The following is a 23,389-nucleotide window of genomic DNA, read 5'->3' as shown; positions in this document are numbered from 1 at the left end:
ATGGCCTTTACTTAATAGCCCCAGCGGTCATGCCTGCAATGAAGCGTTTCGACTGGATGATAAAGATAACCATGATCGGCAATGCAGCCATTGTCAGCCCTGCATACAATACGCCGTAGTTGACGGAATACTCTCCAAAGAACGATGTTAGACCCTGAGCGATTGTGCGTGACTCTGGAGATTGAATAAAGATCAACGGGAAGAAGAAGTCGTTCCAAATCGGTACGGCATTGTAAATCCCAGCGATCACCATGGCGGGAGTTATGAGTGGCACCATGATTTGGACCATAATGCGCAGTTCACTCGCGCCATCCATACGGGCGCTATCTTCCAACTCAGAGGGTAAAGAGCGCAGAAAGCCGGTCATGATGAAAACGGTCGCGGGCAGAGACATTGCGGTATAGATGCAGATAAGCCCAATCAAATTGTCCACCAGTCCCAATGCTTTGAGCTGGATGAATAGTGGAATAATTGCGAGCCGTAGCGGCAACATCAATCCACTGAGGAAAAATAGTGAAACCATAATGTTGCCACGGAATTTGTACCGAGAAACTGCATAGGCGGCCATGGTGCCGATGACCAGCAGAACGAAAACTGAAATCCCAGTTACGATTGTAGAGTTTAAGAAGTAACGAGGTACGTCGGTTTCGTTCCAGATTACGGCGAAATTGTCTAGGTTAAAGCTCTTCGGCAACGCAAATGGCGCTGAGAAAATCTCATTGTTCGTTTTGAAGCTCGATAGCGCCATCATAATGATGGGATACAGCATGATGAGTGCGTTAAAGCCCAAAAAAATATGCATGAGCCAAGTACCGAAATCACCTGATTTTTTCTGTGACATAGTCGACCCTAACTCAATTCAACTTCACGACTGGTCAAGTACCGGGTCGCAATGGTTGAGAAGGTGAAAATAAAGATGAAAATCAAAACCGCCAGGGCGGAACCAGTGCCGAAATCTGAATTGCCTGCGCTAACTGAACCAAATGCGGTGCGGTAGAACAAAAGACCAAGCATGTCTGTTGAGTAGGCAGGAGAGCCTTCCAAGCCGCCCATAATATATGGGATCTCAAACCAGTTGAACGAGCCAATGAAGGTCAGCACGACGATGATTGTAACGGCTGGTGCCATTAGGGGCCAAATGATGTCGCGAGCGATGTTCCACTCACTGGCACCGTCTAAGCGTGCGGCCTCAATTAAGTCTTTTGGAATGCGGTGAATGGCTGCGAGGAACACAAGCGTTGGAAAACCAACCCAATGCCATGCGTTAACGATGAGCATGGAGCCTAGCGCTGTCTCAGGCAAGCCAAGCCAGGGCAGGGCCCAGCTATCGAGCTCAACCATACGCAAGAAGGTGTTCACAAGACCAAAAATCGGGTTCAAAAACAGTTTCCACTGAAAGCCAATAATCACGGTTGAGAGAATTACGGGCAGGAAGAATACCACTTGATAAAACCGATAGCCTTTCGGTTCTCGTGCCAAGAGCAACGCGAGGGCCAACGCCAATCCATTTTGAACAATCATCAGTGTAACGAACACTTTGACATTGTTAAAAAAGGCGTTGAACAGGAATTTGTTGCTTTGTGGGTTAAAGAGAACCTCAGCAAAGTTTGCAAGACCAACAAAGTCTCCACGCACCAGCCCATCCCATTCGTAAACTGAGTACCAAATCGCAGAGATCATGGGTAGAAAGACAAATGTGGCAAGTATTGTCACTGCTGGAAACAACAAAAATGCAATCCACAGTTGGCGCAGCCTTTTGCGTCGTACACTCGCGCTCTTGTAATTTTCTTCCGTAAGCGTGCTCATGGTTTATCCGTCTATTTCGATGCGTTGCTCATCAGGGCCAAATAGGTGACACTCAGCAATGTTGAAGCTGACTTCAATGCTCTCGCCCGACTTTATTTCTAAGTCGCCAAGGTGATGGACGATGATGTCTTCGCCGATCTCTGTCTTGAGGTAAATGTACGTTTGCGCGCCTAATCGTTCGACGGTGCTTGAGGTGCCTTTGAATGTACCATCGCCTTTGACGTTTGGTGTTAAGCTTTCTGGCCGCAAACCCAAGTGGACTCTGTCGTTCACACTCAGTTTTTGGTTTGATAATTTGCACACAAACTCAACGCCGTTTGCCAAACGGATTTGATGATATTGATTATCGATCTTGGTCACGTGCCCATCGAAGAAATTCATGGCGGGGGAGCCTATGAACCCAGCGACAAATTTGTTCGCCGGTTTTTTGAAGAGTTCGAGGGGTGCACCTACTTGCTCAATATTTCCGCTGCGCATAACCACAATTTTGTCGGCCATTGTCATGGCCTCGACTTGGTCATGGGTTACGTAAATCATCGTGGTTTTCAGTTGCTGATGCAGGTTTGTCAGTTCAATTCGCATCTGAACCCGAAGCTTTGCGTCCAAGTTTGACAGCGGTTCGTCAAACAAGAAAACGCGTGGGTCGCGCACAATGGCTCGACCGATAGCGACACGTTGGCGTTGTCCGCCAGAAAGCGCCTTTGGTTTTCGGTCTAAGAGTTCGGTCAGCTGTAATGTTTCGGCCGCTTCACCGACTTTTTCGGCAATAAACGCTTTGCTTTTTTTTGCAACACGAAGGGCATAGGACATGTTTTCGAAAACAGTCATATGCGGATAAAGTGCGTATGATTGGAACACCATTGCTAAACCACGTTTGGCAGGTGGCAAATGGTCAATACGCTCGCCATCAATGTAGATTTCGCCCGCAGTTTGTTCTTCCAACCCGGACAAAAGCCGCAAGAGCGTGGACTTTCCGCAGCCCGACGGACCGACGAAAACAACGAATTCGTTGCCTTCAATCACCAGATCTGCGCCGTGGATTACTTTCACATCACCAAACTGTTTGGTCACGCCGCGTAATTCAATTTGAGCCATTATGTTGTCCTGAATGGGAGAATTTTTTCGGAAGTTGTTCTTGGAGCGAGCCATGGGAAAATGGCTGATCCTTTGGGGCAGAGAAGTCGGGCCCCAAAGGATGTTTCATTTAAGCGCTAGGCGATTTATTTTGCGCTTTTAATGCCGTCGCTTACGTCTTTTGCAACTTCAGCGGCAGTCTTTTTGCCAGTGAGAAGTTCTTGCAAGCCATTTTGTAACAATGTGGAACCAGTTGGCGTGTTGAACCTAAAGCCAACCAACATGATGTAAGGCGAAGCTTCCGCATGGAATGCAGACACTTTAGCAAGCATTGGATCTGCGATGACTGCGCCATCTACAGCAGGTACGTTTGCAAGCTTGTCAGAAAGCATTTGTGCAAATGGCTGTGTTGCTGTGAACTGAATGAACTTAAGCGCTGCTTCCTTATTTTCAGATGAAGCGTTTACGCCGTAACCACCGTCTAGCCAAGTGGCAACCATGCGCTCATCACCTGCCTTAGCCGCAGGAGCTGGCATGATGTCGAAGTTCACGCCAGATTCAACGAAACCAGGAATTTCAAAAGAACCACCAACAAACATTGCTGCTTGGCCGGCAATGAAAAGCTGTTTCATTGTTGCGTAATCCACACCCTCATATCCTGTAGGCATGTAGTCTTTGAGTTCGGCAATTTTTTCCAAAGCGCCAACAAAGCGCGGGTCTTCAAAATCTGCAGAGCCGGATGTTACTTCGCCGAAGAACTCCTTTCCGTAGAAGTTTGGCATTAGGGCGCCTGCCATCACCTCAGCTGTCCAGCCGTCGGCAATGCCGTTGGCAAGCGGATTGACATTGTTTTGCTTGAATGCATCGGCTGCCGCTTTGAATTCTTCCCAAGTGGCTGGCACATCAACATTATGTTTTTCAAAGAGGTCTTTGTTGTAGAAAACAAGCGCTGTCTGTGAAGCGAATGGAACGGCATAAACGTGCCCATCGGCGCGTAGAGTTGTGCCAAGCAGTTCGTCCGCGCTTAAAGCCGACAAGTCAATTTGCCCGTCTAGCGGCTCTAGATAGCCCGGTGCAGCAATGGCTTCAAGCGAACCGTATGAGCGTGTATGCATAATGTCTGGGCCCGCACCACCAGCCAAAGCAGTTGTTAGAATGGTATTGTAGCTTTTTGCTTCATGCGCTGTGAAGGTAACCGAGATGTCTGGGTTTTGCTCTTCAAAAGCTGCGATAATCTGGTTGTAAGCCTTTACATCTTCTTGGCGCCATGACCAAAAGCTTAGCTCTGTCTGGGCCAATGCAGTTCCGGCATAAGCAAATGTTGCGGCGCCAAGAATTGCTGAAGTTGCAAGTCGTTTTAAGTTGGTCATTTTATTCCTCCCGTAGAAAAACACATTGGCGGACGCCAATAATTTTTGTGAAAGTCAGGTTTGCCTTTCCCCGTTGTCAGTCGCGCACGATAGCAAAACTGTTTTGCAAACTGGCCCGAAGCTGAGCAGAAAAGCTCTCTTCCTCAGGTAGGAATATAAAATTCTCATTTTGTCATGTCAATAATAAAAAATCCCCATTACGGCGGCGTGAATAAATGTTGGTAATTATCGAAGTCGATTCACAACGTTCTGGCTATCTTGGATTTTTGCGGGCATGTCTGCTTCTTTTTGCGCAAACAGAATGAACAGCAAATCCGTTATGGCAAGCTGAGCAGTCCGCGTCGCAATGGACGACGAACGGACAAGATTTTCGCTGGCGACGCATCGCAAAGTAAACTCGTTGCTGTTTGTATTATCGATAGCATTTGGTCCAGTGAGGCGTAGAATTGGGATATTGTGCTGATGTGCATATTCGGCTGCGACCAACAATTCCTTTGATTTTCCCGAATATGATATGAGCACCAAAAGGTCTTCGGGGCCAAAACGCGCTAGGTTTGCCAAATGTACATGAGCGTCGCTGCCAGAAATTACTGCCTTGCCCAATTTTGTTAGTTTTGACGCGAAATCACTACTCACCAGTGCAGAGCCGCCGACACCAAGGATGATAATTCGCTTGGCGGCGGTCAGTTTTTCGACGGCAATGCTAAAGTCATCCGTAGAGTTGAGTTTTAAGGTCTCTGACAAAGCCGAGACTTTGCTATTGTACATTTTTTGTGCGACGGCACTGAGCGGATCGTTGCTAAAAATGTCGCCATGTATTTGTTCTGCACTTTGTGTGCGCGCTATTTCTGCGCTTAAAGTGATCTTGAGGGCAGGGAAGCCGGAAAGACCAATTTTTTTGCAAAACTTGATAATGCTGGACTGGCTTACACCACATTGCTGCGCCAAATTCTGAGAAGTCATTGTGGTGATGCCAGCGGGATCGTCGAGAATTTCCTGTGCAATGCGTCGTTCATTGTGTGATAAGTCATCAAAACTTGCGCTGAGCTTAGAAATTAGGTTCTGAACACTATGCATCTAGGAGAGTTTCCTCATTTGCTGTTTGGGAACAAAAATAAAATGCGTACAAAGAATTTAAAATTCTTGACTGAGTTGACATTGGAATACATAATTCCAACATGATGGCTGACCTTAACAAAAACTCTGAAGAGAATCTATTGCGTTTGTCTTTGACCCTGGAAGGGTTAACTTCAGAGGGCGCAAACGCGCGCTCGGAGCGACTGGACGAGATGACTGCGCTAGAAATTGCGCAACTGATGAATGATGAAGACAAAGCCGTGGCAATGGCTGTTGAAAATGTTCTCGGGCCAGTGGGCCAAGCAATTGAAGCGGCTAAATCCGCTCTGAATGCCGGTGGTAGGATTATTTATGTCGGGGCAGGGACCAGCGGAAGGTTGGGTGTTTTGGACGCCTCAGAAATCCCTCCCACTTTTTCTGCTCAGTCAGACCTTTTTCACGCAATAATTGCTGGCGGAGCGCCAGCAATTTTTCAAGCCCAGGAAGGTATTGAAGATGACATGGATAGGGGCGTGAACGATATCAAGGAAGCAAGAGTTGGTAATCTTGACCTTGTGATTGGATTGGCTGCATCGGGTCGCACTCCTTATGTGTTGGCGGCATTGGAGTACGCCAACAGTCAAGGGGCCATGACCGTTGGCATTTCCTGCAATGCAAATAGTCCACTTGAAGAGATTTCACAAATCTCAATTGTGCCACTGGTTGGTTCGGAAATTTTGGCGGGTTCTACCCGTTTGAAATCTGGTACGGCACAAAAAATGGTACTGAATATGATTTCCACTGGCGCAATGGTGCGGTCGGGTAAATGTTATGGCAACCGGATGGTGGACTTAAACGTTACCAATGAGAAATTGCGCGCCAGGGCTCTAAACCTTGTGCGCGAGCTGACAATGGCGACGAAGGAACAATCCTTAGAAGCCTTGATTGCAGCAGATTGGGACGTCAAAGTGGCAATTTTGATCTGTGAGACTGGTTCTAGCGCCGCGCAGGCTGTTGGCTTGCTGGAAAGTGTTGGTGGGCATTTGCGTGCTGCACTTGCTAAAGCAAGTTAGAATCTAGGATGGCAAAAACCGATAAGTGCTTGTTCTTGGTAGATGGCGGAGGAAGCGGATCGCGCGCCTGCCTCAGGACAATAGATGGCCAAATTTTGGCGAAAAATACGGGTGGGCCGGCGAATCTTTGTACAGACACGCGCCAAACCATTGCCAACCTTTTGCAACTCAAACAAGAGGTCTATCAGCTAGCTGGTAGAGATTTGGCTGCAAGTGCTTCAGATTACGCACTTGCGGGGTTAGCGGGAGCAGGCGCTGCGGACGAAGGGTGCATCACACAAGCGCGCACCGCTTTGGGTTTTGCCAAAACCTATATTGTCACAGACATTGAACTCACGTTAGCGGCATGTTTGGGGTCCGATGATGGTGTGGTCGTCATGATTGGCACCGGATCGTTTCTAGTTCATCAAAAGGATGGAAGACTTCAACGCACAGGTGGTTGGGGTTTTGAACTTGGTGATGAATGCGGCGGTGCTTGGTTGGGGCGTGAGCTATTGCGTGACACCATCAAGGCTTTTGATGGTCAATTTGCGCACTCGCAACTAACGCAATCCGTATTGGATGAATTTGGCGGTTCGCCGCATCAAATGATTGAGTTTGCACGCTGCGCCCATGCAAAAGAATTTGCAAGACTAGCGCCCAAACTTATTGCGGCTTACGATTCTCACGATGCTAATGCAATTAAGATTGTCGCGCGGGCAGTAGATATTTTGATTGCCATGCTGGGCCCAGCTGAAAAGATTTGTGCTCAACGTCTGTGCCTTACTGGCGGGCTTGGCCCGATCTATCAAAATTGGCTTCCGACTGCCTATCAAGCCATTTGCTATCCGGTCACAAATGGTCCACTTGATGGGGCATTTATGCTTGTGCAAAAAAAACTAGGCGAATAACGCGGCAATTCTATTGCTCGGGTGCCACCAAATTTACTCTTGCTCGATAACACATTATCCTCAAACAAAATTCGTACCCCATACATCGTGTACTCTGCTACATTTAATATCTCGCAAGTAACGGCATATCTACAATATCTTTGACGCAGGGAGCGCGGTGTTGGTGAATGGCAAGTCAAAGAGTTTGCCAAGAAATTTCCTTACCCCTTGTGACAACCGGTCTTCATTGACGTCTAGTTGCAGCGTTTTTGTCACCTATTTTGAGGTGCCTGAACGCAAGAGCAGGCGTGCGGCAAGGTTCCCAAATGCATCCCGACAGCTGCTTTGATCCAAATATTGGTCTCAACAGCCAATTCATAATCGGCAGCTTCTGCTCTCGTGGGAATGAGAATAACATCTGTAGCATAGGCGATATCTTCGGTATCTGCATTTGAACCTGGCCTTGTGTCCAAAAGAACTAAATCCACGCCCTGTTTTTCCAAATCGTTGAGGTGATTGTAGAGCAGGTCGATATCACCTGGCATCTGTGATGTTGAAAGGTTCTCTGGCCAAATCGGTTTTTCGCCTTTCCAATCATAGTCCTGTGATCGTCGTTCCCATTCACCAAGCTGTGAATTTCTATCGCCATCAATACAATGGACTTTCAATCCATTGCTTATGGCCCCACTTGCGATGAGATAGTTGGCTGTTGTTTTGCCTGCACCACCTTTTTGTTGAATTGTCGCTATTGTTCGCATTGATGATCACTCCGGTATTGGCGCTTGTGTAGATCTGAGTTTTTGGCAGGTGGGTAGCTTGTTGCTTTTGAATGCACAGGTTCAATCCGAGCATGTCTCAAATAACCATCCATTCACTTGGATGAGCTCGTTCTCGTCACAGTCAAAAGCAAAGTATGACTGTGCAAGATCCGTGTTGGGTTTCACGAGCAGATTTAGAGAAAATATTCCCCCATCCACAAAAATTGGTTCGAGATAACCAAGACTGTGTGCTGCTTCGATTGAGTTGCAGACCATCACGTCTTTGTCGCTTCTGTGGTTTTGGTCCATCCGTTCTCTTTTCATGTTTGCTCTTTCTCACTTTTGCAAATAGGCGGTTTGGGTGATTTGTAGTTTTGTAGATGCGCAGTTTTGTAGTTTTGTACTTGTGCAAATAGGCACATTTGTAGTTTTGCAGTTTCGTAGATGTGCAAGTTTGTATTTTGGGAGATTTGTAACTGGGCAGTTTTGTACTTTTGTACTTTTGTACTTTTGTAGTTTTGCAATTTGGCGGATTTGTAGATGGGCGCGTTTGTAGTTTTGTAGCCCTTTGACGCATTGGTTCGTATGTTCAAGCATTACAAAACCGATCTATCGAACGTTGAGAATGGTGGTGGTAGGTGCCAAAATCTGCACGCTCAGAGGATTTTGTGGATTTTTGGCGGGATATACATCAAACCATCAATTGACGCTGTAGGGGCTTTAAAATGGCTCATTTGCGTAAATCACCCAAAACTATGTCCAGCGATCGAATCCGATGGCAAATTGTTGGCCAATCTTGTTTCAAAAACTTCTGGCGTTCGTGTTTCAACAAGAGTTTTTGGGCCTCGCTCGTCACAAACATGCCAAGACCTCTACGCCTTTCAATGGCTCCGAGCTCAATAAGGGCATGATATCCCCTTGATATGGTGGCGCTATTCACCCCTAGATAAATTCCGGCGGTTCTAATTGAAGGTAATTGATCCCCTGCAACAATCTGCTTTGTCAGGATTTGATGCACAATGATCTCTCTGACCTGAATGTTGAGATCCACACCATCACGTAGAATGCGGCGTTTATTCTGAAAAAGGCTGCTCATGACCTTTCCCCAAATATGTTGTTCATAGCGGTTTCAAAGTGTGCACGGGTGATAACAGCGCGATTGCCAGCTAGACCGTCATATGCAGATTTGCCGTTTTCCAATGGAAAACCTGCCCAGACCTTTGCAATACGGTCCATGAATGCCTTTATGGGCATTTCATGGGCCTGATATTGCTGCCAACCCGCATCGTTCAACAGTTTTAAAGCCAATTGGTCTTGCACTTGCTCTGAGAACCTTTGCTTAAGGCTCAGGTTCTCAGCTTCGACCAAATAGGCGAGGGTGGCCGGAATAAACTGATATCGACCAATTGCGTGAAATTGATTGGGTGTTGCCTCAATCCATTCGAAAACTTCCCCAAGTGTCAGTTTTGTTGGATTGTGCGGTGGTTTGATTTTGGCCTTATGATGAACAGCATCATATTGGCGGTGAGGGGCCTCGACAGAAGCGATCAGCGAAAAGAGCTGATCAAGCTTTGTCTTGCCCTCAAATTTTTTCGGTAAGGCAGCAAGTTTGAATTCTTGACCCATAATCGATTTTTCAAATGCGATCTGGCTCTTCCAATTCGATTGACCAAATGTCCAATCCGACTTGTTGGAGAACTTTTCTTCGAGCGTGAAACTGCCATTGGTGGACCAATTTGCAGCTTCACAAGATGGAGCACCTAAAGTTATTCCGAAAATGATGGCAGCACTAAAGATGCTGCGAGTTAAATACGAGGGCCATATGATCACTGGATCAAGGCCCCCAATCATTTTTAGGGGAATATTCGCATGAAGAATGCTCATAAAGGTACACACGGAACGCAGCCGGACTGCAGGAAACAATATTAAAGAAAAATCGGGAAAAGCCCGTGTTTTCTAGCGTTAGTTCCAACCGAAAAAAGTCTGAACACAGGTAAGATATGCTGCCTCAGGAAAAATTATGCGGAATTTTGACCTAAAAGTCCAGAATATACATATTACACACTTGGATATCCTCAACCGATTGCAAAGAGGACAAAATAGGGATTTCCACAAACCAGGCACCAAGATTCGGAATGGCCGACGCTTTGCGATGTCGGCTGTGCGGACAAACCGACCAAACACATGTTTCTGCCAATTGGCGACAATGGGCGGTTAGGTCAGGTTCGCTTGGCGTTCTACAAATGTTGTGACATCACCGATAATTGTGCCCAACTGAAATCTTTGCGACAAGCCCTATAGTTGCATTGGCGGCTTTGGCATAATGTGGTTCGACTCGGAAAGGTTAGAATGTCCCAGACCCAAACCCTTGTTGTTTTACTTGCGACAATGACTATGTCAGTCTCAATGTTAGGCACGCTCTATTGCCTTACCCAAGATCGAAACAAGTTGATTTTTCGCGTCCTAGCGCTTGTTCTGTTTGTTTCGGCGTTGATCGAGATGGGCGTCGTCCTGACTTCATTCCACATGCCTGCAACGGTAAAATTGGTCATCGATTCAACTTGGGTTGTTGGGGCGTCCTGCGTCAGCCCGCTTTTCTGGCTCTATGTCTGGGTCTTGACTGCTGAAGACCAAAAGCTGCCAAAAAATCTGCCTTGGCATTTTGTTGTACCGGCCGCCTATGCTGGTGCTGTGCTTGTGACACATATCTTTTCGGTCGACAGCATCAGCTTTGCCCAAAACCTGTTTGACGATCGTGATCTGCGCACCCATCAATTTAACGGCTTAGTATTTCTGCCCATCCCGCTGCAGTGGGCGTGTTACCTCATCGCTACCTCGCATCGCCTAATGCGATATCGGCTGCGCCTCAAAGACTATTTTGCCAGTACCGTACAAAAAGAAATGCAGTGGATTTCCTTCGTAATTGCTTTTTACGCTCTGTACTGGCTTTCGCAGGCTGCGCCAATTTTGTTTGGGCTTCCCAAGGCGCAAGACGGGGCGTTGCTCCTGATCGCATACATCTTAAATATTATTCTTGTCACAACGATCGTCTTATGGGGGCTGCGGCAAAGGCCTGAAATTTTTGATGGGTCACAACCTGAGAAATTAGTCGCGCGCTATGCAAAATCTGCACTTGACCCTGTCACCACCCAAAAGATTGCGGTTAAATTACGGGCTGCAATGACCACCGAAAAGCTGTACCTTAATGCCAATCTATCACTTTGGACATTGGCACGTCACGTGCGTATGTCCGACAACTATGTCTCCCAGGTCTTGAACGAACAGATTGGCGAGAATTTTTTTGACTTCGTAAACGGATATCGGATCGAAGCTGCGAAACTACGCCTTCAACAAGGAAATGAAAACATCCTTACTATTACATACGAAGTTGGGTTTAACTCGCGTTCGTCGTTTTACACCGCCTTTCGCAAGGTCACAGGCACGACGCCCACGGCATTTCGCAAACTGGCCTCATTTGAGTCCGATCAAGCAGGGACGGACGATTAGCGGCAAAACCCACGCTAAGTCATCCTTTCAATACGAAAGGAAAAGTCATGAAAAAACTGGGAATACTAGCAGGCATTGTCGTCGTCATCGTCGTGGGCGGGCTGATGATCACGCGCATCATGTTTGGCTCGATAAGCGCGGAACAAGCTGAGGAAAGGATAACTGCAAATCTTGAGGCATTCATTGAGACCCACGACCTTGATAGTGCATTGTTACGCGTTTATGCGCCATCAAAGGGCGTCACCTTCGGTTTGGCCGTTGGCAATGCAGAAATTGATAGCCAATTCCATGCTGCAAGTTTGGGTAAAACCCTGACCGCTACGCTGATATACGTATTGGCTGAGAAAGGGGAACTGGACGTCGAATTACCGATTTCTGATTACCTTTCGAATGATGTCCTTAAGGGGCTGTTTGTTCATCAGGGCATCGATTATAGCGCGCAGGTGACAACGCGAATGTTACTCAATCACACCTCAGGAATTGGCGACTATTTTGAAGGTCCGGTTTTAACAGGCCAGCCATTCCTAGACATCGTTGCTCAAGATTTGGATAGGCTTTGGACGCCCGCAGGGTTAGTTGATTTCACACGTACCAACCAGACTGCTATCGGTGCGCCGGGTGCGCAGTTCAAGTACTCCGATACCGGATACATCTTGCTTGGCTTAATCGTTGAGCACATCACACAGCAAACGTTTTTTGAGTCTATGAACCGTTACGTTCTCGATCCGGTTGGCATGACGAATACAACAATGCCCTTTCAATCTGGCGACATCGACATGCTGCCCATCATCGTAAATGGCGTCAACTTTCATGGCAGGAACGCCCTGAGTATTGATTGGAGTGGCGGTGGGTTTGTCAGTACAACCAGCGACCTTCTCGCATTTATGCGCGCGTTGCATGATGGATCCTTGATTAACTCGACGTCACTAAACCACATGAAATCATTCTCTTACGAGTTTGACGACGGCATTTATTATGGCGAAGGCATGATGCAATTCAGATTGAGCGAACTGTCACCTTTGTTGCGCGGCTTTGAAGATTTGTACGGCGGCGTCGGCACAACCGGTGCCTTTATGTTTACGAATACGTCGCAAGACATATTTTTCATTTTGAATGTCGGCAACGAAATGTTTCGAGAACAAGGCGCTGAAGAAATCGTAAACGCAATGATCTTGTTGGACCGCGTCTCATAAGGGCAAAGAGGAGAGCGTTGGCTTCAAGTGGGGGGATTGTGCTGTGTAATGTTACAGCTGATCTGGCGAATTTGAGTACGCTTTGGCCCGCCCTTACAAGCGGCCCTTTCATTTAGAATTCGATGGCTTCAGAGATTGCCAACGCATCCCCTAATTCTACGCCCAAGGGTTTTGTCGCAAACTTTCAAGCCGTTTTCAAATGGTCCCGTCGCAAAATCTTGTCGCAAAAAAGATAGGCAAAATTCCGCTTCGAGCCTATTCTGTTGAAAAACGCATTGATTTAACTTTGGTTGTTGCGGTTGGAAACTAGAGTGACTTTGATCTTGTGCCCGATCAGACCATAGGACTGACCTTTGGGACTAGTTTTGCGATATATCGAACAGCAGCTAAGGACCGGTAGTGCTCGACTGACACTAAAACCAAGGTCGAAAAAGGGCTCCAAGCGGAAGTTGTAATTCCTACGCAGTAAGTGAAATAATGTGTTGCTGAACGTCTAAGTGCTGAGGATGGAGGGTATGGAGCAAAGGACTAATTATGTCTGCTTCCGAAAACCTCCCTATGATTATTCCATCTAAACGTGCTTGGAACCATGGTAGATTAATTGGACAAAAACGACCGTTGTTACCAAAGCATGTTTGGGCAATTAGGGTCCGGCTTGAGCTTTCAAAAGCATTACGCGACTTGGCACTGTTCAATATGGCAATCGATAGTAAACTGAGAGGCTGTGATCTCGTTCGATTGAAAGTTTCCGATATTTTCGCGGCTGGCTCAGTCAAAGAACGCGCTTCCATTTTGCAGAGCAAAACGAAAACGCCTGTTCGATTTGAAATCACCGAAGGGACAAGGGCCTCCGTTTCTGATTGGGTTGCTCATCCGCTTATGAGCGGTCATGAATATTTGTGGCCCAGTCGGTTCCAAGACCGTCCCCACATCTCGACACGACAATACGCACGAATGATGAAACTCTGGGTCGTGTCTATTGGACTTGAACCTAGCGCATATGGAACACATTCGATGCGCAGAACCAAGGTTGCACAAATCTATAAAAAAACGGGAAATCTCAGAGCAGTTCAGCTTCTGCTTGGTCATACCAAAATGGACAGCACCGTTCGCTATCTTGGTGTAGATCTGGAGGACGCACTGGCCATTTCTGAAGGTGTCGAGATCTAATCGTCTGTTGGGTCGGTTGAACAACCGGCCCATAGCCGACCTTGACCGCAAAATGAAAGTAACACCTTAGTTTCCCTAAAGCGGACATCGGGGCGCTGACATAAACTTTCAATCAACGAAAGGCGGCTGAGTGGACAAAGTGTCGGTGCTGCACTGCAGTCAATTTGGAGCAAAAGCACTGAAAGTAGACATTTCGGGACTTTAAAGAATTACAAGCTATTGAGACCAGGCTACGCCCACACATTGCGTTGACGCCACCCACCAATCATGGAGAGATAGGAACACCTTTTCTAGGTCTTTGGCCCGCTGCGTGGCGGAATATTCAACTTTCGGGGGGACCTGTGCGTAGAGTTCGCGGTGCACCAAACCGTCACTCTCCAAAGCGCGGAGCTGCGCGGTCAACATCGTTTGTGTAATGCCATTTACCTCTCGTTTTAATTCTCCAAATCGTTTGGTTCCATCGAAAATCAAGATTTGTAGAATAATTAATTTCCATTTTCCGCCGATCAGAGCCGCGATATCCGGCATTGGGCAAAACCCCACTACAACAGGCAGAGGAGGGAGTTTTGCGTCAACTTTTTCGCTTTCAACTTCATCCATGGCTTGTTTCCTTACTCCATTAGTATCAATTTCCATACTATAGCAGAATTTACTGCCTACTTGTGAATAAATACTAACGTAGTATCTTTATCCCACAGATTAGATGGGAAAAGATTATGACATTAAAAGTCTATTCGTTCAGTGGAGCGCCAAGCGGTTGGCGCGTGCTGCTGGCTTTAGAGTTCAAGCAGCTTTCGTACGAACTGCACTACCTCGACGGATCGAAAGGGGAGCACCGGACCGCACAGTTTAGGCAACTAAATCCGCACAGCAAGGTGCCGGTTATCGTGTCGGGCGGCATCGCTAGACGGGAGTCTTTAGCGCTAATGGGGTGGCTTGATCGTCAATTTCCAGACCGCCCTCTTTTTGGAACGTCAGCTACCGAGGTGGCCCGCGTCTGGGAGACAGCCACTCTTTTCAACGACTACCTTTTCAAAGCTACAAGCGCCGTCACTACGCCTGTGTTTGGGAGTGATAGCACACCACCGGCAGCAAATTCAGAGGAAGCAAAGTCATTAGAATCTGCCTGCGACCTGCTCAAAGTGGAATACGCGCTTCTGGAAGAGACACTTGGAACAAATACCTTCCTGTGTGGCGAAAAACCAAGTGCAGTGGACGCAGTAGTATATCCCGACGTCGCTCGGATCATGCGAGCGCAGCAGACCAAGCCAGATGTCATGAAAGCAATTGGCCTGAGCATAATCGACGAGCAGTTTCCAGAACTTGGGAAATGGTGCCGCCAGATTCAAAACTTGCCGGGCTTTGAAAACACCTGTCCGCCTCATTGGCGCGCTGCAGTTGCGGCATAGGGGGCGGTCATGACAGCAAAAAATTACAAACGAACGATCCGCGTTAAGGCCACACCAAATGCAGCTTATACAGCTCTGACGGAGGGCTTTGAACACTGGTGGACAAAACCGGACAAAGTACTGCGCAACGTTGGCGACACGGCCCGTTTCGATTTTTCTGAGGAGAACGGCTACTGGATATTTAGGGCAACTGAGCTGCGACCGGACCGCATTGAGATGACTTGCATTGAAGCTCATCACCTTGTTGAAGGCTACACCGGGCAAATCGAAGAAGAATGGCTAGGTACAACTGTCATTTGGAAGATTGAACAGGATGGACATGAAACATGCATTCACTTTGAGCATGACGGTCTTGCACCTGAGTTGCACTGCTTCGACATATGTCGTGCAGGTTGGGATCTCTTCTTCGTCGATAGCTTGAAAGCCTATCTCGACACTGGTCATGGCACACCCTTCATAAGGACTTGAACTGATGTCCAGCGATCAAAACGAGCCCCAAAATAGCTCTGAAAATACACAGGACTTCTGGGACGGATACCTGCAACGACTGCAATCACTGTTTACGGACAATCCTCATTCCAAGAAACAAAATTTAAGTATCGAAGATGATCGATACAACGCACCCAAGGAAAACAAATAATGATTAGACAACTACGGAACACCGCACTGACATTAGTTGCAGGACTGCTAATTCTGTCGACACAAGCCGCAACAGCGCAAGAGTTCGTTGATCTGCCGCTTGAGTTGGAAATTGAACTAGCGCTTAGCGCACTGCCAGCAGATTTGCAGGAGAACGCGACGATCTACGTCCGAGATCCTGCAGACGGGTTTGTGATACATAAACAAGGAACCAACGGTTGGGCCACGTTCGTTGCGCGAACCAGTGCTCGCTTTTATCAGGCAGATTGGGAGTTCGAATTCCCAGCGGATATGATTATTCCGCAAGCGCATGATGCACAAGGCCAAGCGCAGAATATGCGGCCTTATATGGACCTCGAAAAGATGAGGATTAAGGGCGTTACGCCGTCTGAGGCAAAAGAGATTTTGCGCAAGCGTTTTGCAGACGGCACATATGCAGCGCCCACACGCGGAGGGGTTTCCTACATGTTGGCCCCAATTCATCGAGCCTACATGCAACCTGCACAATCAAACCTGATCGATACTGTAAGCTTTCCGCATCACATGCCTTTCGCGCCGAACATGCCGACTGAAAACTTGGGTCAGATGGATCCCCATTATCGCTCTGGAACGCTTGATCACGGCGGTGCGGACACCGGCCCCCATGGCTACCTATATTTTATGGTGCAATCCGATCAGGCCGATACCATTCGGGCCAAGTATGCGGATCTTCTATTAGCCCTTTGTGACATTCATGCAAACTGGTGCTTGCCAACGCAGTAAGCAAAAATTGGCGCTCGGTTCTATCCCGGGCGCTCTCTCGAAAGCAGGAAGCACCAAAGAAATGAACGACAACCAAGCGATAAATTTTCTGCTCACGGATTACTGTCTGGCGCTAGATGAAGGGCGCATTGATGATTGCGCCGCATTATTTAAAAATGCCGAATTCACCTTTAAGGGGTTCCCGACAGCCAAGGGTATAGAAGGCGTAAAAGGCATGTTTGCCAACTTGATCATTTACGAAGATGGCACTCCACGTACCCGGCATTTATTGACAAATGTACGAATTGATGTGGCGGACGGCGCGAATGCAGCGACTTCTCAAGGTTATCTAATTGTGATGCAGCAAGTGGACGAGGCCCCCATGCAACCGATTTTTTCGGGGCACTACGTTGATGAGTTCGAGATTATCGAGGGAAATTGGCAGTTCTCGCGACGCAATGTATTGGCTCCCCAATTTGGCGATATGAGCCGCCACACGCGTGGACTTTAAATCGAGAAAGGGAAAATATGCCAGACAACAATAAAACCGCGTTGATCATCGGTGGAAGCCGCGGAATTGGTCGCAAAATTGCACAGAAGCTATCCGATCAAGGGCACCCAACAATAGTGGCTGCACGAAATGAAATTGACTTGTCTGATCTTGGGAAATCCTACCCCGGTATTCACACCTGCATGGAGGATGCTTCAGAAGACGGTGTCGCGAATGCGCTGATGGAAAAGTTCGATCCGGAATTATTGATACTTTGCGTCGGACATTCGCCCAAGATGGCTCCATTTCAGGACCAGAGCTGGGAAGAATTCAGCGGTGCCTGGAACGCAGACACCAAAGTATCGCACGCTTTCTTTCGTGCTGCTTTGACCAAGCCCATGCGGGCAGGTGGGCGCATAGTGGTGTTGTCAAGCGGGGCTGGACTGGCCGGATCTAGGCTTTCGGGCGGATATGCTGGGGCCAAGCGGATGCAAATGTTCCTTTCTGAATACGCTCAACGCGAAGCGGAAATCTTGAAACTGAATTTAACCTTCATGACAGTTGTTCCGAAACAGCTGGTCCAAGATACAGAACTCGGGCGCAGTGCGGGGGAAGCATATTCTGAAGCAGTTGGAAAACCCTATGCAGCCTTTATGGGTCAATGGGATAAAGCCCTTACGTCCGACATAGTAGGTGCGTCTGTGGTCGACCTTCTGACGAGCGATAAGCTGCCGGATGAAAGGGTATTCACCGTCACTGGCGCAGGTATGGAACCAATGGCATGAGCACTCGAATGTTTTGGAAAAGGTGCTTGTGGAATGCCTGGACATAATCCAAGAAATGCAGCCGAACTGGTTTGAACAGACGGCAGGTATATCCGCTTGGAGAAAACCCGGGATCAATCTTCACGGGCAGCTTTTGGGCTCGGAACGGTCGTCAGCAATGCGGAGAGGCTGTGTGAAAACGCAAAATAGTGCATTTCCGATCGAATTAGATTCCGACATCACATGGATTTGGCACATTTTTTAGATCTGCGTTTCAAATAGGCTAGATTGGCAGAACAGCTTCCTACGAGAAGTTTTCCAACTGGTGTTTTCACACAGCCTCCGGACTAAGCCGCTATATGGCCAATGACTGTGAATGCACCGCTCCACTGATGGACATTGAGACCCCCACGTGTCATTGAAAGTGTATGAGAACCTTCGTTCAGAAATTTGGTCGTCAGGACCAAAATCGAGTTACCATCCCGGTCTGAAAACCGGGCCGGGTTAACTCGTATCTGAACGTAAATTGCGCACACCGCGCCGAACAAGGTTATTCATATGTCCTCGACGATACCAACTCTGCACTTGTTGTGCGGAAAAATTGCTTCCGGAAAATCCACTCTGACTGCCGAACTTGGACGTACGGCTGGAACTGTTGTGATTGCTGAAGATGATTGGCTGAATGGTCTCTATTCCGAAGAAATGTCTTCGATGTCAGACTACATGCGGTGCATGTCGAAATTTCGCAAGGTCATGGCCCCGCACGTCGTATCATTGCTAAACGAGGGGATTTCGGTCGTCTTAGACTTCCAGGCGAACACAATTGCTTCGCGTGACTGGATGCGGAGCATTTTGGAACGAACAAAGGCTGCACACAAACTTCACGTATTAGATGTCGCAGACGAAGTCTGCATCGCACGGCTTCATGCAAGAAATGCACAAGGTGATCATCCGTTTGCGGCAACTGAAGAACAGTTTCGAAAGATTTCAGAACACTTCGTTGCACCTTCACCCGAGGAAGGGTTCAATATCGTGCTGCATCATGTTGACACGAAGCTTTGAGCTAATCGGAACTTCGTTGATGGTGCTGCATCTGTCAATTTGGGCTCACTGCTGCCTATCCGAAAACAGGACCAATGCTAACGTCCAAAGTCTGCTTTTCCAATTCAGAGCGCCGAACGCCTAATCTACCAAACGACCGCTTTCCGCCCATTCTGTTGAAAAACTCACCATCGAGGCGCCATACATATCGCTCGGAATTTAGCGCGACCGTGTTTATCTCGTCTCTTATGCAGTTTGGCTTGGTTCTTTGATCAGTTTAGCTAGTTTTCTTAGGTTCTGGGCGGTAGCTGCGAGATGGAATTCATCTTTTACACCGCAGGGCCCTCGTAATCGGAGCCTGTCGAGTTTTAGAATGCGCTTGAGATGGGCGAACAGCATCTCGACCTTTTTGCGCAGCTTGCATGAAATTGCGTAATCGATTGTCTTGGTGATATTACGGGCCACATTTCGCGAAGGTTCGTAGATTGAACGCAGGATTTTTCTCTGGGGTTCTTTTGGGGTGCATTGGGCTTTTATTCCGCAAGCATCACAATCTGATTTCTTGGCGCGGTAGCGCATGATGCCTTCTTTATCAGGCTTAGGTGTTCGAGGAATAGTGAAAGCGCGGCGGTTTTGTTTGAGTTCTTTTCCGCCCGGACAGATATAGAGATCATTCTTGGTGTCATGGGTAAAGTCAGCGCGCTCAAACGTTCCGTCTTTGCGACCAGATTTATCTATGACGGGAATATGAGGGGCAATCCCACGTCCTTTAACCAGCCATTCTAACATCGGAGCAGAGCCGTAGGCCGTATCAGCTATCAAACGTTCAGGGTGCAGATCGAATGACTTTGCCACACGGTCAATCATCGTACGTGCAGCGCCTACTTCTGCCTGACGCACAGTGCGAGTGGCTTCCACATCCAAGATCACGGCATTGTCGGTATCAATTAAATAGTTCGTTGAATATGCAAAATAGGCAGGACCTTTGCGTGCTGCAGTCCACTGGGATGCAGGATCAGAATGTGACGTGAACTTTGGATTGACAGTTGTCGCAGCACCAAAAGCTGCATCGTCCAATGTCTCAAGATATTCCCGAACGGCACGAGGGGCTGCTTCCGGGTTGATCTTATCCGATTGCCATTCTTCTTTAGATGTTGAGTTCTGGCGATTAGCATCTGCTGCAATTAGGCTGGCATCGACAGCAAAGCGCTGGCCACTGACCAACCCCTCAGCAATGCAACGTGCAACCACTGTCTCAAACACATGTCGAAGCAGATCACTATCCCTGAACCGCCCATGTCGGTTTTTAGAAAAAGTTGAATGATCAGGAACAGCATCTCCCAGATCCAAACGGCAGAACCACCTGTAAGCTAAGTTTAGATGAACCTCTTCACACAGTCGCCGTTCTGAACGGATGCCCATGCAATAGCCAACCAGCAATATGCGGATCATCAGTTCAGGATCAACAGATGGTCGGCCAGTTGAACTGTAAAACGATCCAAGGTGCTGGCGAATATCATCGAGATCAACAAACCGATCAATCGAGCGCAACATATGATCTGCTGGAACATGATCCTCAAGGCAAAACTCGTAAAACAGCGCCGACTGCGCTTCCTGTCTTGGCCCCATCATGATGTTCAACCTCCCAAACCACTAAGGAAATTGAATCAGTTCGTTGACCAATACGCAACAAGAGTTTTTCAACAGAATACGCCCTAACTGACCGTCGCTGCTTTCGGCCCTTATGTATGTACCGGCTGCTGTTCGCAAGTGATTTCTGCATGTTCTCGGAAGTCGCTCATATGTATCCGGCCTGTTGGTCGACATGCGGGTCGTGGCCTTGTTGGGGTTACGCACACTCCTTGGTCTCATTAGCTGCAAGGTCGATGGTGACCATATGGGCCGTCAGACTCTGGGGGCGTATTATTCCGTTCCATGCTTCCTATCTTTCGCGAACTCCTTTGGATAATGGTAGGATTTAAATACCAACCATTACCTCATCTGTTTGCGCATCGAATGCCTTGCCGTGTCTCAAGACACTCCATGCAATTCGAGCAAGTTTATTGGCTAACGCTACGGCCAATTTGTTCCGATGCATCCGTCCCGCAGCTAGGCTGAGCCACTCGCCAAAACTGAACTTGGACCAATTGTGCGGCCGCATCAAGATCACCTTCGCTGCCTGAACTAATAGCATGCGCAGATATCTACTACCTCGCTTGGTTATACGTCCAAGAACCGTACGCCCTCCCGTGCTGTATTGCCGGGGTACCAGTCCAACCCAAGCAGCAAAGTCTCTGCCACGATCAAATGCTTCTCCGAGTCCAATTGCAGCAACCATTGCTGTTGAAATCATCCGCCCGATACCAGGTATCGTCATCACCCGAACGCAGTTTTCTTCTGACTGGCTGATGCTTTCGATCTCTGTAGAAACAGTATCAATGCGTTCATCGAGCCACGTCCAGTCACCGCGAAGGCCGAGGAGGATATCTCGCATACGTAGTGAAATCTCATCTTTTCGCTGTTCCAAAATTGCATCGAAAGAGTTCTTGAGTGAGCGCAATCCTTTGCGCACTGTAATGCCCTGTTCAATCAGAAAAGCTCGTATTTGATTGATCACCGCCGTTCTGCGCGAAACCAGCCGTGATCGAACACGATGAAGTGCCTGTAGATCAAGTTGGTCTTGGCTCTTCTCGGAAACAGTTGGCAGATTGGGGCGCATTGCTGATTCAGCAATTGCCTCAGCATCATTGTAGTCGTTCTTCTGACCTTTGATAAAAGGCTTAACGTAAATGGCCGGGATGATCCGGGGTTCAAATCCAAGACCACGCAATGTTCGGCTGACAAAGTGAGCACTCAAACAGGCCTCCATGCCAACAACACATCGCGGCAACCTCTCAAAGGTTTGGTTCAAAGCCTGCCGCTTGATTTTGGTCCGAACAACAAGATTACCATCGCTATCAAACCCAACGAGATGAAACGTGTCCTTTCCAATATCAACGCCAACCACGGCCAAGTTCTCTATTCCATCCACTTTCTTTGTAGTCATATCTGCTTCTCCTAATTTATGAGGTAACCCTCACAGGTTAACCCATCGGGGGAAGCAGCCGGTACATCCCATTAGCTGACTTTCGCTGCAAAACGAACGCCTCACATTAGTCTTTTTGGAAAGATGGAGTGTCTAATATGAAATATCGTACACGGACGCTTTATTCGGAGCAACAAAAGTCCGAGATGTGGGATCGGTGGCAACGCGATGATCAAATGGCCGTTAATCTAATTGTGCGTCGTCTTCGATTTCTCTTCACTTGGCGCGAACTGGTGGAATCCGTCACGCTGATTGAACTCGTTCCCGATGTGTTTCGAGCATCATTGAACGAGAATACATTTCTCAGGGGCTGATCACAAAGCTGTCGTTTCGTTCGATTGCCCAAAACTTGAACCGGTCAATTTCGACGGTCGGCCGCGAAGTTCGCAAGAACTGCGGACTAACTGCTCTGCCTCATGCAGGGCCGCAAAGGACACCTCCTATGAGCTCACTTCGTACGCTCAGCACTCAGTGGAATTGCTAATCTTTGGGAAGTCTGCGGTAAACGTTTGGCAATAAGTTCGACCGTCGTGTCGATGTGATTTTCAACCAACGCAACGCAGAGTTCGATGTCGCCATCAATCGCGCTTCTGAAAATTTCGGCATGTTCCTGGCTGACGTCACGATGTTTGCGATTGTCCTTCAGAACAAGGCGGTGATAACGATCACTGTGTTGATGAAGAAGCCGTCTGAAATCGATCAGCCACGGGTTTAGGCAGTTCTGCACTAGGCAATCATGGAACTTTCTATTCCGAAGATGCCATTCGTTTGCCAGATCGGGATCATATTTGGATAACAACCGGTCTTCGACGAGCTTCAACTTGCGATAGGCGGCAAACAGATCACCTTCCCAATTGTCGTCGCGGTGATCGAGTGACGAGCGCAGCGCGCCGATTTCGACGATCTTGCGGGCTTCGCTAATGCTACGAAAATCCTCAAGGCTGAGTTCACGGACCCAGAACCCGCGCTGACGTTCTGTCGTGACGAGGTTGTCGATCAAAAGTCGCGACAGGGCTTCGCGCATAGTCGCCGTCGAGACATCGAACTTGAGCCGCAGGTTGTCTACATGCAGGCGGGTGCCGGGGGGAAGATCGAAGTTGAGAATCTGATCCCTGAGCTGCGACTGCACCGTTTCGACGGCCGTTTTTTTTTCTTGATTTGGATTCTCTAAAATCATTGGGTCCTGCGCTTCAGATAAAGTCTATTACTTAGCGCAGATTATGCTAACAACCAACGACTTAATTTAGTGAAAACGTTTTAACAATAAAGAAACGTTTACTGGCTTGACAAAACGTTGTTGAAGAAACATGATGCGGGGCAAGGACAGGTCACATTTCAGTGAGG

At 48.0% G+C, this 23,389-nt stretch carries 25 protein-coding genes; 13 read left to right on the top strand and 12 right to left on the bottom strand.

The genetic code is table 11. The features are described from left to right. Window positions 1-7: 7 nt before the first annotated feature. From O4H47_RS17490 to O4H47_RS17470, 5 genes are all read right to left on the bottom strand, one after another. A complete protein-coding gene (locus tag O4H47_RS17490) occupies window positions 8-841 on the bottom strand; it encodes a carbohydrate ABC transporter permease (RefSeq protein WP_269395309.1) in 834 nt (277 codons plus the stop codon). 8 nt (window positions 842-849) lie between these two features. After that, window positions 850-1,806 (bottom strand): carbohydrate ABC transporter permease, encoded by a 957-nt coding sequence (locus O4H47_RS17485; RefSeq protein WP_269395308.1) that lies wholly within the window; start codon window positions 1,804-1,806, stop codon window positions 850-852. 3 nt (window positions 1,807-1,809) lie between these two features. Then, on the bottom strand, window positions 1,810-2,901 hold the full coding sequence (locus O4H47_RS17480) for an ABC transporter ATP-binding protein (protein WP_269395307.1): 1,092 nt from the start codon (window positions 2,899-2,901) through the stop codon (window positions 1,810-1,812). 125 nt (window positions 2,902-3,026) lie between these two features. Beyond that, window positions 3,027-4,250 carry an extracellular solute-binding protein gene (locus tag O4H47_RS17475; protein WP_269395306.1) on the bottom strand — a complete coding sequence of 408 codons (1,224 nt, stop codon included), beginning with the start codon at window positions 4,248-4,250 and terminating at the stop codon, window positions 3,027-3,029. Between the two features lie 225 nt (window positions 4,251-4,475). Further along, window positions 4,476-5,327 carry a MurR/RpiR family transcriptional regulator gene (locus tag O4H47_RS17470; RefSeq protein WP_269395305.1) on the bottom strand — a complete coding sequence of 284 codons (852 nt, stop codon included), beginning with the start codon at window positions 5,325-5,327 and terminating at the stop codon, window positions 4,476-4,478. A 101-nt stretch (window positions 5,328-5,428) separates the two neighbouring features. Here O4H47_RS17470 and murQ point away from each other — a divergent pair, with 101 nt between their 5' ends. Both murQ and O4H47_RS17460 read left to right on the top strand, forming a co-directional pair. Then, entirely contained in the window at window positions 5,429-6,379 is a 951-nt protein-coding gene (gene murQ / locus O4H47_RS17465; protein WP_269395304.1) for an N-acetylmuramic acid 6-phosphate etherase, read from the top strand. 8 nt (window positions 6,380-6,387) lie between these two features. Beyond that, window positions 6,388-7,269 (top strand): BadF/BadG/BcrA/BcrD ATPase family protein, encoded by an 882-nt coding sequence (locus O4H47_RS17460; protein ID WP_269395303.1) that lies wholly within the window; start codon window positions 6,388-6,390, stop codon window positions 7,267-7,269. 251 nt (window positions 7,270-7,520) lie between these two features. On the opposite strand, the gene O4H47_RS17455 is transcribed toward O4H47_RS17460, so the two are convergent. From O4H47_RS17455 to O4H47_RS17445, 3 genes are all read right to left on the bottom strand, one after another. Beyond that, window positions 7,521-8,006 carry a ParA family protein gene (locus O4H47_RS17455; RefSeq protein ID WP_269395302.1) on the bottom strand — a complete coding sequence of 162 codons (486 nt, stop codon included), beginning with the start codon at window positions 8,004-8,006 and terminating at the stop codon, window positions 7,521-7,523. Window positions 8,007-8,736: 730 nt separating this feature from the next. Continuing rightward, window positions 8,737-9,102: a GntR family transcriptional regulator gene (locus O4H47_RS17450; RefSeq protein ID WP_269395301.1), complete on the bottom strand. Its 366-nt coding sequence runs from the start codon at window positions 9,100-9,102 to the stop codon at window positions 8,737-8,739. Further along, complete coding sequence (locus O4H47_RS17445; protein WP_269395300.1) at window positions 9,099-9,890, bottom strand: hypothetical protein; 792 nt, start codon at window positions 9,888-9,890, stop codon at window positions 9,099-9,101. Before O4H47_RS17445 ends, O4H47_RS17450 begins: the two co-directional genes overlap by 4 nt. A gap of 465 nt (window positions 9,891-10,355) precedes the next feature. Here O4H47_RS17445 and O4H47_RS17440 point away from each other — a divergent pair, with 465 nt between their 5' ends. The 3 genes from O4H47_RS17440 (at window position 10,356) to O4H47_RS17430 (ending at window position 13,876) form a co-directional block, all read left to right on the top strand. Further along, window positions 10,356-11,513 (top strand): helix-turn-helix domain-containing protein, encoded by a 1,158-nt coding sequence (locus O4H47_RS17440; RefSeq protein WP_269395299.1) that lies wholly within the window; start codon window positions 10,356-10,358, stop codon window positions 11,511-11,513. Window positions 11,514-11,560: 47 nt separating this feature from the next. Further along, a complete protein-coding gene (locus tag O4H47_RS17435; protein ID WP_269395298.1) occupies window positions 11,561-12,706 on the top strand; it encodes a serine hydrolase domain-containing protein in 1,146 nt (381 codons plus the stop codon). Window positions 12,707-13,240: 534 nt separating this feature from the next. Further along, complete coding sequence (locus O4H47_RS17430) at window positions 13,241-13,876, top strand: tyrosine-type recombinase/integrase (protein WP_269395297.1); 636 nt, start codon at window positions 13,241-13,243, stop codon at window positions 13,874-13,876. Between the two features lie 216 nt (window positions 13,877-14,092). On the opposite strand, the gene O4H47_RS17425 is transcribed toward O4H47_RS17430, so the two are convergent. After that, entirely contained in the window at window positions 14,093-14,476 is a 384-nt protein-coding gene (locus O4H47_RS17425) for a winged helix-turn-helix transcriptional regulator (RefSeq protein WP_269395296.1), read from the bottom strand. A gap of 116 nt (window positions 14,477-14,592) precedes the next feature. Here O4H47_RS17425 and O4H47_RS17420 point away from each other — a divergent pair, with 116 nt between their 5' ends. From O4H47_RS17420 to O4H47_RS17395, 6 genes are all read left to right on the top strand, one after another. Then, window positions 14,593-15,285, top strand: coding sequence for a glutathione S-transferase family protein (locus tag O4H47_RS17420; RefSeq protein WP_269395295.1), 693 nt, complete (start codon window positions 14,593-14,595; stop codon window positions 15,283-15,285). A gap of 9 nt (window positions 15,286-15,294) precedes the next feature. Then, a complete protein-coding gene (locus O4H47_RS17415; RefSeq protein ID WP_269395294.1) occupies window positions 15,295-15,753 on the top strand; it encodes an SRPBCC family protein in 459 nt (152 codons plus the stop codon). A gap of 171 nt (window positions 15,754-15,924) precedes the next feature. After that, window positions 15,925-16,686: a hypothetical protein gene (locus O4H47_RS17410; protein ID WP_269395293.1), complete on the top strand. Its 762-nt coding sequence runs from the start codon at window positions 15,925-15,927 to the stop codon at window positions 16,684-16,686. A gap of 61 nt (window positions 16,687-16,747) precedes the next feature. Then, entirely contained in the window at window positions 16,748-17,176 is a 429-nt protein-coding gene (locus O4H47_RS17405; RefSeq protein ID WP_269395292.1) for a nuclear transport factor 2 family protein, read from the top strand. A 17-nt stretch (window positions 17,177-17,193) separates the two neighbouring features. Beyond that, the gene (locus O4H47_RS17400; RefSeq protein WP_269395291.1) at window positions 17,194-17,940 is read left to right on the top strand and encodes an SDR family oxidoreductase; all 747 of its coding nucleotides are present in this window, start codon (window positions 17,194-17,196) and stop codon (window positions 17,938-17,940) included. A gap of 537 nt (window positions 17,941-18,477) precedes the next feature. Continuing rightward, entirely contained in the window at window positions 18,478-18,981 is a 504-nt protein-coding gene (locus tag O4H47_RS17395) for an AAA family ATPase (protein ID WP_269395290.1), read from the top strand. Window positions 18,982-19,206: 225 nt separating this feature from the next. Here O4H47_RS17395 and O4H47_RS17390 read toward each other — a convergent pair whose 3' ends face one another. Both O4H47_RS17390 and O4H47_RS17385 read right to left on the bottom strand, forming a co-directional pair. Then, window positions 19,207-20,592 (bottom strand): IS1182 family transposase, encoded by a 1,386-nt coding sequence (locus O4H47_RS17390; protein ID WP_269395289.1) that lies wholly within the window; start codon window positions 20,590-20,592, stop codon window positions 19,207-19,209. A gap of 346 nt (window positions 20,593-20,938) precedes the next feature. Continuing rightward, entirely contained in the window at window positions 20,939-22,006 is a 1,068-nt protein-coding gene (locus O4H47_RS17385) for an IS110 family transposase (protein WP_269395288.1), read from the bottom strand. Between the two features lie 137 nt (window positions 22,007-22,143). On the opposite strand from O4H47_RS17385, the gene O4H47_RS17380 reads away from it, so the two are divergent. After that, on the top strand, window positions 22,144-22,359 hold the full coding sequence (locus O4H47_RS17380; RefSeq protein ID WP_269395287.1) for a hypothetical protein: 216 nt from the start codon (window positions 22,144-22,146) through the stop codon (window positions 22,357-22,359). After that, window positions 22,326-22,529 carry a helix-turn-helix domain-containing protein gene (locus O4H47_RS18210; RefSeq protein ID WP_419719645.1) on the top strand — a complete coding sequence of 68 codons (204 nt, stop codon included), beginning with the start codon at window positions 22,326-22,328 and terminating at the stop codon, window positions 22,527-22,529. The genes O4H47_RS17380 and O4H47_RS18210 overlap by 34 nt, the downstream gene beginning before the upstream one ends. Here the strand turns inward: O4H47_RS18210 and O4H47_RS17375 are convergent. Continuing rightward, on the bottom strand, window positions 22,494-23,222 hold the full coding sequence (locus tag O4H47_RS17375; RefSeq protein ID WP_269395286.1) for a GntR family transcriptional regulator: 729 nt from the start codon (window positions 23,220-23,222) through the stop codon (window positions 22,494-22,496). The genes O4H47_RS18210 and O4H47_RS17375 overlap by 36 nt on opposite strands. Window positions 23,223-23,389: the final 167 nt, after the last annotated feature.

The organism is Maritalea porphyrae (assembly GCF_027213965.1).
Taxonomy (GTDB): Bacteria; Pseudomonadota; Alphaproteobacteria; order Rhizobiales; family Devosiaceae; genus Maritalea; species Maritalea porphyrae_A.
The sequence above is the reverse complement of the archived record's forward strand: the minus strand, read 5'-3'. Positions and strand labels throughout refer to the sequence as shown.